Origin of the sequence: Tenacibaculum sp. 190524A02b, from assembly GCF_964036645.1 — a bacterium.
Taxonomy (GTDB): Bacteria; Bacteroidota; Bacteroidia; order Flavobacteriales; family Flavobacteriaceae; genus Polaribacter; species Polaribacter vairaonense.
This window is the reverse complement of record NZ_OZ038525.1, coordinates 4,162,839-4,179,110: the sequence shown is the minus strand read 5'-3', so window position 1 is coordinate 4,179,110 and position 16,272 is coordinate 4,162,839. Positions and strand designations below refer to the sequence as shown.

The window sequence follows — 16,272 nt, the reverse complement described above, 5'->3', positions numbered from 1 at the left end:
AGAGTCTATTTCTTTTAAGGCTTTTTTATATTTTTAAAGGATGGATTTACAACCTCCTTTTAGAAAGATTATTCATGTAGATATGGATGCATTTTATGCTTCTGTAGAACAACTGGACAATCCTGAATTAAGAGGTAAACCAGTAGCAGTAGGAGGTGGCGGAAAAAGAGGCGTGGTTTCTGCCGCAAGTTATGAAGCAAGAAAATTTGGAGTTCGGTCAGCAATGAGTGGCGTGTTAGCCAAACAAAAGTGTCCTCAGTTGATTTTTGTACGACCTAGATTTGATAGATACAAAGAGATTTCTTCAAAAATTAGAACTATTTTCTATGAGTATACAGACTTAGTAGAACCGCTTTCTTTAGATGAAGCTTACTTAGATGTTACCGAAAATAAAATGGGAAACCCTTCTGCTAGTTTAATCGCCCAAGAAATCCGACAAAAAATATGGGAAGAACTAGAATTAAGAGCTTCAGCTGGAATATCTATTAATAAATTTATAGCCAAAGTAGCTTCAGATATTAATAAACCAAACGGACAAAAAACAATAAAACCTAACGAGGTAATCTCTTTTTTAGAAAACTTGCCTGTCAATAAATTTTATGGAGTAGGAAAAGTTACCGCAGCCAAAATGCACAATCAAGGTATCTTCACAGGAATTGATTTAAAGAAAAAAACATTAGAGGAATTAATTAAACTCTTCGGTAAATCTGGATTACATTATTATAATATAGTTAGAGGAATTCATACTAGCAGTGTAAAACCCAACAGGATTCGAAAGTCTATTGCTGCTGAAAGAACTTTTAAAGAAAACTTATCTTCTGAAATTTATATGTTAGAACGTTTGGAGCAAATTGCTGAAGAATTAGAACGTAGAATGAGTAAATCTAATACCAAAGGAAAAACATTAACTTTAAAAATCAAGTATAGTAATTTTACACAGCAAACAAGAAGCAAAACAGTAACAGAATATATTTACCTAAAACAAGATTTTATGCCTATTATTAAAGAGTTGTTATACCAAGATACTTTATTAGAATCTGTAAGGTTACTAGGAATTTCTTTCAGCAATTTAAATACTGAAAAGAAGACACCTGTTTGGGTACAATTATCTTTTGACTTTTAAACAAGTGGTATTTTTAAAGAAACCTTGGTTCCTGACGGCTTTCTATTTTCATCAACTAAATCGATATATATTAACGAATAATTGTTTTTATATCCATCTGTAAAATTCTGCAATCTTTGTTTGGTTAACTCAATACCTATAGATTTTCTTTTTAATGATTTACTCTTTTTTATTTTCATTGCCTCTGCCCTACCAATACCATTATCTATTATTTCAATTTGAATAAACTCATCAGTAGACTTCTTGACAGATAAATCTACTTTTTTACTTCCTTTTTTAGAAGACAATCCATGCCAAATTGCATTTTCTAAAAAGGGCTGTAATATTAATGGTGGAACCTTTACCTTTTCCAAATTTATCGATTCATCAATACTTTCTGTATAAGCTATTTCATTTGAAAACCGGATATTTTCAATACTCATATATAAGTTCATTGTTTTTAGCTCATCACTTAAAGGCACTTCTTTTGTTTTTGATGATTCTAAAATACTTCTAATTAATTTTGAAAATTTATTTAAATAATAAACCGCATTTTTTTGTTCATTATTTATAATGTAAAGCTTAATAGAGTTTAGTGCATTGAATACAAAATGAGGATTCATTTGACTTTGCAATGCTTCTTGCTCTAACATTAATATTTTTTTATCGTTATTAAGCAATCGCTGTCCATAAATAGCATACAACAATACGCCAAACAATGCTATAGAAACTAAGGCTATGATTAAAATATTTCTATTTCTGGTGAGCTTTAGTTTTGTTATTTCATTTTCTTTCGCTAAGTTTTTTATTTGATTATTTTTAACCTCATTATCATACTTATTAATAAGGTTATTTACATACATAATATTTCTATCATTGAATGTTTTATGATTACCATCAATAGCTTTTTTATAATATTCATAGGCTTTTTTGTAATCTTTTTTCTGTTTATAAATTTCAGATAAGTAATCGTAAGATTTATTGGTATTTGTAGGAATACCATGTTTTAAAGAAATATTTAAAGATTTTTTTATGTATGTTTTAGCTTCTTTTAAATTCCCTAATTTAAATTGAGAATACCCTAAGGTATTATATACTCTAGAAGTATAAAACTTGTTTCCTATTTGTTCAGACAACTGTTTTACTTCATTAATATACTTAAAGGCCTTTTGGTAGTTTCCCTGAAGAATTAATACATTACTAATACTATTATGACATATGACTTTACCAATTTTTGAATCACTTTCTAAATTGTATTCTAATGATTTATTATAATTAGTTAAAGCACTATCTAATTTTCCTAAATTTTGATATGCAAAACCAATATTTTGATGATTTATAGCCAAACCTCTTTTGTCATCTAACTCTCTTTGTATAACAATAGCTCTATGAAATTTTTCAAGAGCTAATTTGTATTGTTTAAGTTTTAAGTAAATATTACCAATACTATTTTCAGAAACACTTTTACTAATTTGAATATCTTTTGAAGGAGCATCTATCTTATTAGCTAATTCTAATGCAAATTGGTGGAAATTTAACGCACTCCTAATTTGATCTTTTCTCCTGTATATAACTCCAATTTGATTTAACGTAACAATCTCAGCATGCAAGGCCTTTTCTTTTCTAGAAAGGTCAAGTGCCATTGTATAATACTCCAAAGCTTTTTCATAATTCGTATTATTTCTATAATACCTTCCTAACATATTATAGGCATACAATTGCCCTAATCTATTTTTATTTTTAGTAGACTTTTTCAAAAGAAGGTCTATTTGTGTTTTATCAAACCTGTATTTATTAAAGAAATGTTGCACTTTAAAATAGCCCGTTAAATTTTCTTTAAAAAAGGCGTTAATAATACTATCATTTTTAACACTTTGAGCAGAAACAATAATAGTAGAAAGTAGTAGTAGGTTTAAGAGGAGGCGTTTCATTAAAGTTTAAAATTTGTCTAAAAAATCGGATTTTTTTTGTCTAGAAACCGGAATTTTATGATTGTTTTCCAGTATAACATATCCATCAGACTTTAAAAATTCTTTTATCTTATTTAAATTAATAATGTAAGAATTATGGATTCTGAAAAAATGATCTTCAGGAAGTAAGGTATTAACTTCTTTTAATTTTTTAGTTATTACAATTTTTTTATTGTTAGTTGTATGAATAGAACAATAGTTCCCATCTGACTCAACAAATAAAATTTCAGATTGTTCTAGAAAAATAAGCTTTCCATCTGTACTAATAGTTATTTTGCGTCTGTTAAACTTTTGGTTAAAACTAGATAAAATTTGATCAAACTTACTAACACTGCTTGTTTTTGAATGATAACTTTTAATTCTATTTAACGTTTCTTCTAAGTCATCAGAGTCAATAGGTTTTAGCAAATAATCAATAGCTTGATTTTTTAAAGCTTTAATAGCATACTCATTATAAGCAGTAGTAATTACAATTGCAAAATCTTTTTTTTCTAACTTTTTCAGCAATTGAAAACCGTCCATTGTAGGCATTTCAATATCTAAAAACAAACAATCTATTGTGTTTGAGTTTAAATAATTAATGGCTTCATCCGCTTCATTAAAGGTGGTTATCACCTCTATATCATTACTGAAGTTTGACAACTCCCAAGTAAGCCCTTGTATTGCCTTAGGTTCATCATCTACAATTACAGCTTTTAACATAATACCTTTACCTTTCTATTTGTATCAAATGTAACCCATAAAATCTTAAAATTAAAATGGGCAACACAGTAAGATACTAAAAAAACAAGACAAAAAAAACCTGTTATAACATTAAAATTACCAATTATACATGTTAAAAAGCAGAATATACATTAAGCTTTTATTAAATTATATTTTAGTCCCATATTTGTGGTGTAATATACAAGGGGAATCATTTTGATAATTGGGGGATTAATCAATAATGATAATTAAACTGAAAAAGACTGTCTTATTAAAGACAGTCTTTTTGATTTTATAGAAATTATTTATTTTCTAGTATCTGTAGTGCTCAGGTTTGTATGGTCCTTCAATAGTAACACCAATATATTCTGCTTGGTCTTGGCGCAACTCAGTTAACTCAACTCCAATTTTAGCTAAATGTAATTTTGCTACTTTTTCATCTAAATGTTTTGGCAACATATACACTTCATTTTTATAAGCTTCTGAATTTTTCCACAATTCAATTTGAGCTAATGTTTGGTTGGTAAACGAGTTAGACATTACAAAACTTGGGTGTCCAGTAGCACAACCTAAGTTTACTAAACGTCCTTCTGCTAAAACTATAATATCATTTCCTTTAACTGTATACTTATCTACTTGAGGTTTGATTTCAACTTTAGAATCTCCATGATTTCCATTCATCCAAGCCATGTCAATCTCATTATCAAAATGTCCAATATTACAAACTATCGTTTTGTCTTTCATTGCTTCAAAGTGCTCACCACGTACAATGTCTTTGTTCCCTGTAGTAGTAATTACAATATCAGCCTTACCAACAACTGTTTCTAGTTTCTTTACTTCAAAACCATCCATAGCTGCTTGCAACGCACAAATTGGATCAATTTCAGTAACAGTAACAATACTTCCTGCCCCACGGAAAGAAGCTGCGGTACCTTTACCTACATCTCCATATCCACAAACAACTACACGTTTTCCTGCTAGCATTACATCAGTTGCTCTACGAATAGCATCTACCGCAGATTCTTTACAACCATATTTGTTATCAAACTTAGACTTAGTTACAGAATCGTTTACATTGATAGCTGGCATTGGTAATGTACCATTTTTCATACGCTCATATAAACGGTGTACTCCTGTTGTAGTTTCTTCAGACAATCCTTTAATTCCATCTACTAAATGAGGATATTTATCTAATACCATGTTTGTTAAATCTCCACCATCATCTAAAATCATGTTTAAAGGCTTTTTCTCTTCACCAAAAAATAAGGTTTGCTCAATACACCAATCAAACTCTTCTTCGTTCATTCCTTTCCAAGCGTATACAGCAGTACCAGCAGCAGCAATAGCAGCAGCAGCCTGATCTTGCGTAGAAAAAATATTACATGAACTCCAAGTAACTTCTGCACCTAAAGCTTGTAAAGTTTCAATTAAAACAGCAGTTTGAATAGTCATGTGTAAACAACCAGCAATTCTAGCTCCTTTTAAAGGTTGCTCATCTTTATACTCTTCACGCAAACTCATTAAACCAGGCATTTCAGCCTCAGCTAATTCAATTTCTTTTCTACCCCAATCCGCTAAAGAAATATCTTTAACTTTGTGCGGTACATATGTTGTAGCATTTGTGCTCATATTTTTGTATATTTATTATCGAATTTTCCGAGCTACAAAGTTACGGAATAACTTTTTAATTTATGCCTCTATATAAAACAGCAACAGTTACAGATACTACTAAAGCCTTGATTTGGAAGATTGAGGAATCTTTCTCTGATTTATCAGAAGGAATTCAACTAACTGAAAGTAGTTTAAACCGTGTAAATGGGATGAAATCTGAATTGCATCAAAGAGGTTTTTTAAGTGTACGCCATTTATTAAAAGAGGTTGGATATTCTGATAATGATTTAATTTATGATGAGTTTGGGAAACCTCATTTAAAAGACGGAAAATTTATATCTATTACACATTCTTTCAATTTTTCAGGTATTATTATTTCAGATGACTATCCTGTAGGAATTGATATTGAAAAGCAGCGTGATAAAATTGTAAAAATTGCTAGGAAATTTACACCAATTGAAGAATATAGAACTATTGCTAATCATAACGCTTTAGTTAGTAAATTAACAATTGTTTGGGGAGCTAAAGAGAGTTTGTATAAGATATACGGAAAGAAAAAACTACTTTTTAGAGACCATATTTATATTGAAGATTTTGCTTTTGCTGATGGAAAAACTACTGGAAAAATAAACTACAAAGGAGATTCTTCTGATTACAGTATTAACTTTTTAGAGTTTGATGGGTTTACATGTGTGTATGCGTATTAACACTTATTAAAATTAAAAGCTCACCTATAAATTGAATACCTATAGTTTTTTGGTATAGGTTTTGTTAAAGTAACCACTTTAATTTAACACTTATCAATTACTATGAAACTACACTACTTTTTAGTACTTGCTTTTTCTTTAAGTTTTAGCAACTGTAAAAAAGAAAACCAAGAACCTTTCATTCCTAAAAACTACTTAGCGAATTTTATAACCGAAAAACCTCAACTTTTTAATTTAGACACCATAGAGTATAAAGAAGTTATTGGCAAACATGGCACAAAAATATTCTACTCTAGAGATTTTTTTGAACTAAAGGAAAATCAAAAAGTACAACTAGAATTAATCGAGTTATACGATTTTAAAGAAATTCTATACAGAAACATTCAAACGGTAACTACCGATAATGAACTGCTTGAAACTTCTGGTGTTTTAAAAGTTGTATTTACTTCCAACGGAAAAAAACTGAAACTTAAAAAAGATACTAACATTATTGTTTATCCGCCTAAAGGAAAATTAAAAGATAATGATATTTTTCTTTCAGAAACCGATTCAATAGGCAATATCTAATGGGAAATTACCAATCAAAACTATGTAGAAGCTCTAGAAGACGTAGGAGGAGGAATTAGTATAATGCATAGAATTTTAGAAGACTCATTACCTTCATTCAAAAAAAGAGTCTTAGTTAAAAATACCATTAGGAAAAAAGTTAGAGATTATTTTGTTTTAAATAACAACTCATGGAGTTGGATTAATATTGATCGTTTTGTAAAGGATTTACCTCGAATTAATTTTTCATTAAAAGATAAACTCAATAAATTCTCAGGTTTTGGGATGTATATAAAATATGATAGTTTAAAATCCTTCGTTACTTTTTCAAGACTTAAAAATGACTTACTCTTTGAAGATATTCCTGTAAGCAACAGAACGAATATTATAATTTTTGGAAGCTCAAAAGACCAAACATACTACGACAAAATTGAACTACATGAATCTCACAATAACTCAGAATTAAAATTAAACATGAAAAAGATCAGTGAAAAAGAACTACAAAGAATAATCAACAAAAATATATAAAGGTTTTTCAAACACACAATTCATCACTAAAGAATACCCATGTTATTTTTGTACAATCTTTTTTGAAAAAAAATATTTGATTGTACAGATGTGTACAACGAAAAAAAAAGTTTTAAAAATAATTGTACACTTTTGTACAATGAAAAAATAAAAAATATTTTTTCTTGTACAGATTTAAAAATACAAGTATTAGCTGATTAAATTTATCTTTGCTATTCACATTTTTTAGAAATACATGAAAATTTCAGTAGAATTAACATTAACCCCACTTCAAAATGAATTTGAAGAACCAATAATTAACTTTATTAAAAAATTGAGGGCTTCTGGTTTAACTATTTTAGAAAATCCGTTAAGTACGCAGGTATATGGCGAGTATGATGAAGTAATGCAGTTAGTTACTTCTGAGTTAAAAAACTCGTTTGAATTAATAGACAATGGTATTTTATTAATGAAAATTGTTAAATCTGACAGGAGTAATTATGAACCAAATTTTTGATTTCCTTTTTGGGCAATACGCTACTTATAATCCTATAGATATTTGGCTAGAAATTATTGCCGTTTTTTTTGGTTTTTTATCAGTTTGGTGTTCTAAAAAGAATAACATCTGGGTATTTCCTACAGGAATGATTAGTACCGCTATTTTTGTATACTTACTTTTAAAATGGGAGTTGTTAGGAGATATGATGATTAATGCCTACTATTTTGCTATGAGTGTGTATGGTTGGTATATATGGACTCGTAAAGTAGATGATGAGCGGGTAACTCCAATTTCAAGAACTACCACTAAAGAGAAAAAAATTAGTTTAATTATTTTTGTAGGAACTTTAGTGTTTGTGTATTTAGTATATGTAAGTTTTGACAAATGGAATAACTGGACAGCTTATATAGATACGGTTACTACTGCCATTTTCTTTGTAGGAATGTGGTTAATGGCTAGAAGAAAAATTGAAAATTGGATATATTGGATAATTGGCGATATTATTTCAGTTCCCTTATATTTATATAAAGGATTTACCTTTACTAGCTTTCAATATTTATTATTTACGGTTATTGCAATTTTAGGATATTTAGCATGGAAAAAAAACTTAAACAACAACCAATTAACTTAATTAAAGTAGTTTTATTTGGTCCAGAAAGCACTGGAAAAACCACTTTATCAAGGCAATTAGCACGTCATTACAATACCGTTTGGGCACCTGAGTTTGCCAGAGATTATTTGCAAGACAAATGGAATAATGAGCGTAAAGTATGTGAACAATCAGACATATTGCCTATTGCTGAAGGTCAAATACAATTAGAAAATAGTTTAGCTAAAAAGGCAGATAAAATTCTAATTTGCGATACCGATTTACTGGAAACTAAAGTGTATTCTGAAGAATATTACGGTGGATTTGTGGATCCAATATTAGATAAAGCGGCAGTAAATAACACCTATGATATTTATTTTTTGACCTATATTGATACACCTTGGGAAGAAGATGATTTAAGAGATAGACCCGAGCAACGATTAGAAATGTTTATGGCTTTTGAAAATGCCTTGAAAAAATACAACAGGCCATATGTTTTATTAAAAGGAGATAAAGAAACCCGGTTACAAAAGGCTGTAAGTATTATTGATGATTTATTAGCTACTAAAGAAAACTTATATTCTTTTTCTGATACTTTAAATGATTTTGATATGCATTTTATGCATCAACAAGGAGATATAACCCATTTCTCTTTCTAGTAATGAATATTAAGCAATTAATTAACGAACTTTCTTTTAAAGCTGTTAGAAGCTCAGGAGCTGGTGGACAACATGTAAATAAAGTATCTACTAAAATTGAGTTGGTTTTTAACGTACAAAAATCACAAGTACTTTCTGAAACAGAAAAAGAATTGCTCCTTAAAAATTTGACTCGTAAATTAACGATAGAAGGTAACTTAATCATAACTTGTCAAGAAAGTAGATCACAATACCGAAATAAGGAAATTGCTATTCAAAAATTTGTAGCACTAATAAAGGAAAGTTTAAAGAAAAGAAAAAAGAGAAAACTAACAAAACCTAAAAAGTCAGCCATTCAAAAAAGATTAGATCAAAAAAAGATACTATCAGAAAAAAAGTCTAATAGACAAAAACTTAAATTCTGATAGTACTTTATTGTTAGTTGTATAACCTTCTAACTACAAAGGAATATTCCCATGCTTTCTTTTAGGTCTATCCACTTTCTTGCCTTCTAACATGGCAAAAGCTTTTATTAATTTTCTACGGGTTTCTTCTGGTAAAATAACCTCATCTACAAATCCACGTTCAGCTGCTGTGTAAGGATTTGCAAATAAATCCGCATACTCTGCTTCCTTCTCTAATAGCTTCGCTTCTTTATTTGCTGCTTCCGCTATTTCTTTTTTAAAGATAATTTCACTAGCTCCTTTAGCTCCCATTACTGCAATCTCTGCAGATGGCCATGCAAAATTCATATCAGAACCAATATGTTTAGAGTTCATTACATCATAAGCTCCTCCATAAGCTTTACGTGTAATTACACTAACTCTAGGTACTGTAGCTTCACTAAGCGCATATAATAATTTTGCTCCATTGGTAATAATAGCATTCCATTCTTGATCCGTTCCTGGTAAAAACCCTGGTACATCTACTAATACCAATAAAGGAATATTGAAGCAATCACAAAAACGTGTAAAACGAGCGGCTTTTTTGGAACTATTTACATCTAAACATCCTGCTAAACTCATAGGTTGATTAGCCACAATTCCAATACTTCTGCCTCCTAACCTAGCAAAACCAACCACAATATTTTCCGCATAGTCTTTATGAATTTCAAAAAAAGAATCCGTATCGGCAATACCATTAATCACTGCACGCATATCATAAGGTTTATTAGCACTATCAGGAATAATAGTTGCTAACTCTTGTCTATATTCATCCGCCAACGTATAGGGCAGTTTTTGCGTTACTTCTTGATTATTTTGCGGCATATAACTCAATAATGTTTTAATATCTTCCAAACATTGTACATCATTAGCTGCTGTTAAATGCGTTACTCCCGATTTAGTTGAATGTGCACTTGCACCTCCTAATTCTTCAGAAGTTACTTCTTCATTTGTTACTGTTTTTACTACGTTAGGCCCAGTAACAAACATATAACTTGAATTTTCAACCATGATTGTAAAATCCGTCATGGCAGGAGAATACACTGCTCCACCAGCACAAGGTCCCATAATAGCTGAAATTTGAGGAATCACTCCAGAGGCTTGCACATTTCTGTAAAAAATATCAGCATAACCACCTAATGATCGAACGCCTTCTTGGATTCTTGCACCGCCAGAATCGTTCAAACCAATTAATGGCGCTCCTACTTTCACTGCTAAGTCCATAATTTTGCAAATTTTCTCAGCATGTGTTTCTGATAAAGAGCCTCCAAAAACTGTAAAATCTTGCGCAAAAACGTAAACTAGTCTACCATTAACAGTACCATAACCTGTTACTACACCATCTCCATAAAACTTTTGATTTTCCATACCAAAATCGGTAGTACGATGCGTAACTAAGATGCCTATTTCTTCAAAAGAACCTTCATCTAAAAAATAATCGATACGTTCACGAGCTGTTAACTTTCCTTTTTTATGCTGACTGTTAATACGCTTTTCTCCTCCACCTAATTTGGCTTCGGTTAATTTATGTTGTAATTGTTCTATTTTAGATTTCACGAGTAGGTACTTTTAAAAGTTGTTGTTCATTTAAATAGTGTTGCAAAGCAATTTTTGCAGCAACTGAAGCTTCTGCTTTATAGGTAGTCTCTAAACTTTCTTTTGAATAATACTTTTTTACAAAATGTGTATCAAAATTACCAGAAATAAAGGCTTCATGCTCACAAACAAATTTCCCAAATGGTAATGTGGTAGCAATTCCTTTAATTTTATAATTATCAATTGCTTTTTTCATAAGTTGAATGGCTTCTTCTCTTGTATCTCCATAAGTAATCAACTTAGAAATCATTGGGTCATAATAAATGGGAATTTCCATCCCTTCTTCAAAACCATCATCTACTCTAATATTTTCTCCATTTGGAATTTTATACGTTTCCAAAGTTCCTATACTTGGCGTAAAACCATCTAAAGGATCTTCTGCATAAACACGAAGTTCTAATGCATGACCCTTAATAGTTAAATCTTCTTGCGAAAAAGACAAAACCTCACCTCTAGCTATTTTTATTTGCTCCTCTACTAAATCTACCCCAGTAATCAATTCTGTAACTGGGTGCTCAACCTGTAAACGCGTATTCATTTCCAAAAAGTAAAAATTTTTATTTTCATCTAATAAAAACTCTACAGTTCCTGCACCCAAATAATCACAAGCTTTTGCTACTTTTACAGCAGCCTCCCCCATCTTTTCACGAATTTCAGGTGTTAACACACTAGAAGGTGCTTCTTCTACTACTTTTTGATGACGTCTTTGAACTGAACACTCTCTTTCAAATAAATGTACAATATTTCCATGGCCATCTGCCAATACTTGAATTTCTATATGACGTGGAGAGCCTACATATTTTTCTATAAATACAGAACCATCACCAAAAGCAGAAGTGGCTTCTGAAATAGCTCGCTCCATTTGTTCTTTTATATCTTCTGCCTTTTCTACTACACGCATTCCTTTTCCTCCGCCTCCAGCAGAAGCTTTAATTAAAATAGGATACCCAATTTCATCTGCTATTTTAGCAGCATATGCTACATCTGTAACTGCTTCTTCTATGCCTGGAACCATAGGAATATCATAAGCTTTTACCGCTTCTTTGGCTGCTAACTTACTCCCCATAACTTCTATAGCCTTAGACTTTGGCCCTATAAAAGTAATTCCATTACTGGCTACAGCTTCTGAAAAAGCAGCATTTTCACTTAAAAACCCATACCCTGGGTGTATGCCATCTACCTGTAATTCTTTGGCTACAGTTATAATTTTTTCACCTAATAAATACGATTCATTAGAAGGAGCTGCCCCTATACAAACCGCTTCATCTGCAAAAGAAACATGCGGTGAATTTCTGTCTGCTTCAGAAAATACAGCTACAGTTTTAATTCCCATTTTTTTTGCAGTACGCATTACCCGCAAAGCAATTTCTCCTCTATTGGCAACTAATATTTTCTTCATATTATGCTTCTATTTCAATTAAAATTTCATTTTTTTCAACTTTATCTCCAGAATTTACAGAAATGGATTTTACAACTCCATCTTGTGGTGCAACTAGTGTATTTTCCATTTTCATGGCTTCTAAAACCAATACTCCATCTCCTTCTTTCACTTCTTGATTTAAGTCAACGTTAATAGAAACAATAAGCCCTGGCATAGGTGCTTTAATAGTATTCTCTTTTTTATTAGAAGAGGCTTCCATACCCAATTCACTAATCAACAAATCAAGCGAATCTGCAATTTTCACATTGTAAACATTCCCATTTACTTCAACAGTGTATTGTTTTTGATTAAAGTTACTTTCTAGAATTTGGGTTTTATAATTTCGATTTTCATTAATTAAATGATATTGATTTTTAGACTTTTTACTAATATCTAAGTCCTCTAAGTCTGTTTGTTCAATATCAAATTGATATAAAGAATTAACGGTAGTTTTAAAAGATTTACTCATATATATTGTATGATTGTGCCTACTAAAATATCAAATAAAATATCAACTTTTGGTACTTTTTTACCATTAATAATTCAAAAAACAGTTTTACCTTTGCGACATTCTCATAAAGGGGTGCCGTAAAACAGTGATAATAGTTTATTTAAAAACTTATAAACTTTTACTACTCAATGATGGCTGAGATCATACCCATTGAACCTAGAACAGGTAATGCTGTTTAGGGATTTTGATTGTCATTACTAAGAAAACCAAGTAATGATTTTGGTATGTGTTATAAATAATCAAATTAGAATAATCACCTCTTTTTGTTCGATTTTATTTAATAAAAAATGAAACCGATTTTTGTTATTAAAAAAGTGAAGACAGTAGCTTTTTTAATGGTATTATTTGTGTCGTCTATTATAAACGCACAAAATTTTACGTTGTCAGGAAAAGTTGTTGATAAGAAACAACAAGGGCTAGAAGGAGCTACCATTGCAGTTAAAGCTTTAAGAAAGGGAACTATTACAGACTTTGAAGGTGGGTATAAGTTGAGTCTTCCAAAAGGAAAACATTTAATTACAATTTCCTATGTAGGGTTTAATACCTTAGAAAAAGAAATTACGATTACAAGTAATCAAAATGTAACTTTTGAATTAAATTCTGAAGATAATTTATTGGAAGAGGTTTTAGTTTCTGCTGTAAGAGTAAAAGCCAATGCTCCAATTGCACACTCTAACTTATCAAAAAAAGAAATAGCAAAACGTAACTTAGGTCAAGACATTCCTATTTTAATGAATTACTTACCTTCTGTTGTTACCACTTCAGATGCTGGTGCAGGAGTTGGTTATACGGGCATTAGAGTAAGAGGTTCTGATGCTACAAGAGTAAATGTAACTATTAATGGTATTCCTTATAACGATAGTGAAAGTCAAGGAACTTTTTGGGTAAACATGCCTGATTTCTCCTCTTCAACTCAAAGTATCCAATTACAAAGAGGTGTAGGTACTTCTACCAATGGTGCTGGGGCTTTTGGTGCTAGTTTAAATGTATTAACAGATGTAGATTCTGATGAAGCTTTTGGAGAAATAGCTACTTCTTTTGGTTCATTTGGTACTCAAAAATATACGGCTAAAGCTGGTACTGGTAAATTAAACAACCATGTTAAGTTTACTGGACGTATTTCAAGAATTAAATCTGATGGGTACATTGACAGAGCTTCTTCTAATTTAAAATCATATTTCTTACAAGGGAGTTATGTAAGTGATAATACTTTAATTAAGGGACTTGTTTTTGGTGGTCACGAAATTACCTATCAATCATGGAATGGAATTGATAAAGCTACTTTAGAAAAAGATAGAACTTTTAATTCAGCTGGAGCTTTATATGATAGTAATTGGGATGTTACTGGTTATTATGATAACGAAGTTGATAATTACAAGCAAGATCATGCACAATTGCACTGGAATCAGAAATATACTGAGCATATTTCTTCTAATATTGCTTTACATTACACTTTTGGGAGAGGTTTTTTTGAGCAATACAAACAAAATGAAAGTTTTGCTGATTATAATTTAACTCCAATCAATATTGGTGGACAAGAGGTTAACACTACTGATTTAATAAGAAGAAGATGGTTACGCAATGACTTTTATGGAATTACTTATAATATGAATTATAAAGATGACCATTGGGATATTCTTTTAGGAGGAGCTTGGAATCAATATAAGGGAGATCATTTTGGAGAGGTGATTTGGGCTCGTTATGCTTCTAATAGTGAAATAAGAAGTCGTTATTATGACAACTATGGTAATAAAGAAGATTTTAACTTATTTATAAAAGCAAATTATAAATTGAGTGATGCTTTAGAGTTATTTGTAGACTTACAAAATAGAAATGTAACTTATGAAGCTAATGAAATACAACCACAATTGGTAAATGATACTTTTAATTTCTTTAATCCAAAAGGAGGTATTAACTATCAATTAAATGATGCCAATAATTTTTATTTTTCATATGCTAGAGCACAAAGAGAACCTAATAGAAATGATTACGAAAATGGAAACCCAAAACCAGAAAAATTAGATGATTTTGAATTAGGATGGCGCTTTAACACCTCTAATTTTAAAATAAACACTAATGTTTATTATATGTTATATCAAGATCAGTTAGCATTAACTGGCGAAATAGATAATACTGGGGCTTTTGTAAGAGCCAATATTGGTGAAAGTTTTAGATTAGGAGTTGAAGTTGATGCTTTATTGAAATTTACAGATTATTTAAGCATTACACCAAATTTCACTATTAGTCGTAATAAAAATGTTAGTTTTAAAGAAACTGATGGAACTGTTGTTACTGATTTAGGAAATACTGACTTATCTTTTTCTCCAGAATTTATTGCAGGTAATGCTATTAACATTACTCCTATAGAAAACCTAAACATATCTTTATTATCTAAATATGTTAGTGATCAATTTATGAGCAACAATGAGTTTAAAGATTCTAAGTTAGAAGGTTACTTTGTAAATGATTTAAGTGTTAACTATACTATAAAACCTAAAACGATATTAAAAAGTATTGTATTATCTGGTTTAGTTAATAATATTTTTGATGAAGAATATAGTTCTAATGGTTATATGTGGGGAACTACTCCATATTATTACCCACAAGCAGGAACTAACTTTTTAATTGGTGCTACTTTAAAATTTTAATCATAAAGTTCATACCAATAAAAAATGCAACGGCTTTCACCGTTGCATTTTTTATGTTTATTAATATTTTGTTTTTTAGTCTCTAGACATAAATATTTGCAATACATACCAAAATAAAAGCATTAATGAAGCAAATAAACCTAATGCTGCTGGAATATAATCATCTGTTGAGTAATTATGAACTAAATTAGAAGTTTGATACAAAATAGAACCTCCTGCTAATACACACATTCCTACTGAAAACCATAAACCAAGGTTAAAACCAAACAAAGTTCCAGCAATAAGTAATGCTATTGCAATAAAAAATCCTACCGACAAACCTGCTCTCATAAAAGAGAAATCTTTTTTAGTAATAAATACAATTGAAGAAATACCTGCAAATAACCCTAAAGTTACAATTCCTGCTTGCTGTAATACCTCAAAGCTATTCGTATAACTTATAGCAATGTAAATAAGTGGTATAAAAATAAAGGCTTGGGCAAAGATGTATCCAGAATACGCTAAGTATTGTAAATTCTTATCTGTAGTTTTTAATGCTGTACTTTCTGCATAATTTGTCACTAACATAAAACCACCCAATAATAATAACCATTTGTAACCTTGGGTCATAGACAAGGCAAACTCTACAATTGTTGCACTTTGTAAAAATAGGTATTCAAATAAAATAAATAAGAATACACCACCAGCAACATGTGCATACGTTTTCTTATAGAAAGCTACTCTTTCTGCTTCTGAAACTTGTGATACTAAAACTCTGCTGTTGTTGAATGAATTTTCCATAAT

At 30.4% G+C, this 16,272-nt stretch carries 16 protein-coding genes and 1 riboswitch; of the genes, 9 read left to right on the top strand and 7 right to left on the bottom strand.

Going from position 1 to position 16,272, the window contains the following annotated elements:
* Positions 1–40 precede the first annotated feature (40 nt).
* Complete coding sequence (dinB, locus tag ABNT65_RS16830; RefSeq protein ID WP_348705460.1) at positions 41–1,123, top strand: DNA polymerase IV; 1,083 nt, start codon at positions 41–43, stop codon at positions 1,121–1,123.
* Here the strand turns inward: dinB and ABNT65_RS16825 are convergent.
* From ABNT65_RS16825 to ahcY, 3 genes are all read right to left on the bottom strand, one after another.
* A complete protein-coding gene (locus ABNT65_RS16825) occupies positions 1,120–3,033 on the bottom strand; it encodes a tetratricopeptide repeat protein (RefSeq protein ID WP_348746398.1) in 1,914 nt (637 codons plus the stop codon). The genes dinB and ABNT65_RS16825 overlap by 4 nt on opposite strands.
* A gap of 6 nt (positions 3,034–3,039) precedes the next feature.
* Positions 3,040–3,774: a LytTR family DNA-binding domain-containing protein gene (locus ABNT65_RS16820; protein WP_348705456.1), complete on the bottom strand. Its 735-nt coding sequence runs from the start codon at positions 3,772–3,774 to the stop codon at positions 3,040–3,042.
* A 312-nt stretch (positions 3,775–4,086) separates the two neighbouring features.
* Positions 4,087–5,403, bottom strand: coding sequence for an adenosylhomocysteinase (ahcY, locus tag ABNT65_RS16815; protein ID WP_348746397.1), 1,317 nt, complete (start codon positions 5,401–5,403; stop codon positions 4,087–4,089).
* 62 nt (positions 5,404–5,465) lie between these two features.
* Between ahcY and ABNT65_RS16810 the strand changes: the two genes are divergently transcribed.
* From ABNT65_RS16810 to arfB, 7 genes are all read left to right on the top strand, one after another.
* Complete coding sequence (locus tag ABNT65_RS16810; RefSeq protein WP_348705453.1) at positions 5,466–6,092, top strand: 4'-phosphopantetheinyl transferase family protein; 627 nt, start codon at positions 5,466–5,468, stop codon at positions 6,090–6,092.
* Positions 6,093–6,194: 102 nt separating this feature from the next.
* Positions 6,195–6,659: a hypothetical protein gene (locus ABNT65_RS16805; protein WP_348746396.1), complete on the top strand. Its 465-nt coding sequence runs from the start codon at positions 6,195–6,197 to the stop codon at positions 6,657–6,659.
* 63 nt (positions 6,660–6,722) lie between these two features.
* Positions 6,723–7,166, top strand: coding sequence for a hypothetical protein (locus tag ABNT65_RS16800; RefSeq protein ID WP_348746395.1), 444 nt, complete (start codon positions 6,723–6,725; stop codon positions 7,164–7,166).
* Positions 7,167–7,401: 235 nt separating this feature from the next.
* A complete protein-coding gene (locus ABNT65_RS16795; RefSeq protein WP_348705450.1) occupies positions 7,402–7,662 on the top strand; it encodes a thiamine-binding protein in 261 nt (86 codons plus the stop codon).
* Positions 7,646–8,275, top strand: a complete 630-nt coding sequence (gene pnuC, locus ABNT65_RS16790; RefSeq protein WP_348705448.1) for a nicotinamide riboside transporter PnuC — start codon at positions 7,646–7,648, stop codon at positions 8,273–8,275. Before ABNT65_RS16795 ends, pnuC begins: the two co-directional genes overlap by 17 nt.
* Entirely contained in the window at positions 8,239–8,892 is a 654-nt protein-coding gene (locus ABNT65_RS16785; protein WP_348746394.1) for an ATP-binding protein, read from the top strand. Before pnuC ends, ABNT65_RS16785 begins: the two co-directional genes overlap by 37 nt.
* 2 nt (positions 8,893–8,894) lie before the next feature.
* On the top strand, positions 8,895–9,296 hold the full coding sequence (gene arfB, locus ABNT65_RS16780; RefSeq protein WP_348738598.1) for an alternative ribosome rescue aminoacyl-tRNA hydrolase ArfB: 402 nt from the start codon (positions 8,895–8,897) through the stop codon (positions 9,294–9,296).
* A 33-nt stretch (positions 9,297–9,329) separates the two neighbouring features.
* Here the strand turns inward: arfB and ABNT65_RS16775 are convergent, their stop codons facing one another.
* The 3 genes from ABNT65_RS16775 to ABNT65_RS16765 are packed head-to-tail and all read right to left on the bottom strand — an operon-like array spanning position 9,330 to position 12,799.
* Positions 9,330–10,871, bottom strand: a complete 1,542-nt coding sequence (locus tag ABNT65_RS16775) for an acyl-CoA carboxylase subunit beta (protein WP_348746393.1) — start codon at positions 10,869–10,871, stop codon at positions 9,330–9,332.
* The gene (gene accC / locus ABNT65_RS16770) at positions 10,861–12,309 is read right to left on the bottom strand and encodes an acetyl-CoA carboxylase biotin carboxylase subunit (RefSeq protein WP_348746392.1); all 1,449 of its coding nucleotides are present in this window, start codon (positions 12,307–12,309) and stop codon (positions 10,861–10,863) included. The genes ABNT65_RS16775 and accC overlap by 11 nt, the downstream gene beginning before the upstream one ends.
* Before the next feature lies 1 nt (position 12,310).
* The gene (locus tag ABNT65_RS16765; protein ID WP_348705438.1) at positions 12,311–12,799 is read right to left on the bottom strand and encodes an acetyl-CoA carboxylase biotin carboxyl carrier protein subunit; all 489 of its coding nucleotides are present in this window, start codon (positions 12,797–12,799) and stop codon (positions 12,311–12,313) included.
* A gap of 100 nt (positions 12,800–12,899) precedes the next feature.
* Positions 12,900–13,040: riboswitch (TPP riboswitch) on the top strand.
* An 88-nt stretch (positions 13,041–13,128) separates the two neighbouring features.
* Here ABNT65_RS16765 and ABNT65_RS16760 point away from each other — a divergent pair.
* A complete protein-coding gene (locus ABNT65_RS16760; protein ID WP_348746391.1) occupies positions 13,129–15,489 on the top strand; it encodes a TonB-dependent receptor in 2,361 nt (786 codons plus the stop codon).
* Between the two features lie 75 nt (positions 15,490–15,564).
* Here ABNT65_RS16760 and ABNT65_RS16755 read toward each other — a convergent pair whose 3' ends face one another.
* The gene (locus ABNT65_RS16755) at positions 15,565–16,269 is read right to left on the bottom strand and encodes a Bax inhibitor-1 family protein (RefSeq protein WP_348746390.1); all 705 of its coding nucleotides are present in this window, start codon (positions 16,267–16,269) and stop codon (positions 15,565–15,567) included.
* Positions 16,270–16,272 lie beyond the last annotated feature (3 nt).

What these genes read in the sequence shown, in the direction of transcription:
- dinB (WP_348705460.1), top strand. Translation starts at nt 41, where the DNA reads ATGGATTTACAACCTCCTTTTAGAAAGATTATTCATGTAGATATGGAT.
- ABNT65_RS16765 (WP_348705438.1), bottom strand. Translation starts at nt 12,799, where the DNA reads ATGAGTAAATCTTTTAAAACTACCGTTAATTCTTTATATCAATTTGAT.
- ABNT65_RS16825 (WP_348746398.1), bottom strand. Translation starts at nt 3,033, where the DNA reads ATGAAACGCCTCCTCTTAAACCTACTACTACTTTCTACTATTATTGTT.
- ABNT65_RS16805 (WP_348746396.1), top strand. Translation starts at nt 6,195, where the DNA reads ATGAAACTACACTACTTTTTAGTACTTGCTTTTTCTTTAAGTTTTAGC.
- ABNT65_RS16760 (WP_348746391.1), top strand. Translation starts at nt 13,129, where the DNA reads ATGAAACCGATTTTTGTTATTAAAAAAGTGAAGACAGTAGCTTTTTTA.
- ahcY (WP_348746397.1), bottom strand. Translation starts at nt 5,403, where the DNA reads ATGAGCACAAATGCTACAACATATGTACCGCACAAAGTTAAAGATATT.
- accC (WP_348746392.1), bottom strand. Translation starts at nt 12,309, where the DNA reads ATGAAGAAAATATTAGTTGCCAATAGAGGAGAAATTGCTTTGCGGGTA.
- ABNT65_RS16755 (WP_348746390.1), bottom strand. Translation starts at nt 16,269, where the DNA reads ATGGAAAATTCATTCAACAACAGCAGAGTTTTAGTATCACAAGTTTCA.
- ABNT65_RS16795 (WP_348705450.1), top strand. Translation starts at nt 7,402, where the DNA reads ATGAAAATTTCAGTAGAATTAACATTAACCCCACTTCAAAATGAATTT.
- ABNT65_RS16800 (WP_348746395.1), top strand. Translation starts at nt 6,723, where the DNA reads ATGCATAGAATTTTAGAAGACTCATTACCTTCATTCAAAAAAAGAGTC.
- pnuC (WP_348705448.1), top strand. Translation starts at nt 7,646, where the DNA reads ATGAACCAAATTTTTGATTTCCTTTTTGGGCAATACGCTACTTATAAT.
- ABNT65_RS16785 (WP_348746394.1), top strand. Translation starts at nt 8,239, where the DNA reads ATGGAAAAAAAACTTAAACAACAACCAATTAACTTAATTAAAGTAGTT.
- ABNT65_RS16820 (WP_348705456.1), bottom strand. Translation starts at nt 3,774, where the DNA reads ATGTTAAAAGCTGTAATTGTAGATGATGAACCTAAGGCAATACAAGGG.
- arfB (WP_348738598.1), top strand. Translation starts at nt 8,895, where the DNA reads ATGAATATTAAGCAATTAATTAACGAACTTTCTTTTAAAGCTGTTAGA.
- ABNT65_RS16810 (WP_348705453.1), top strand. Translation starts at nt 5,466, where the DNA reads ATGCCTCTATATAAAACAGCAACAGTTACAGATACTACTAAAGCCTTG.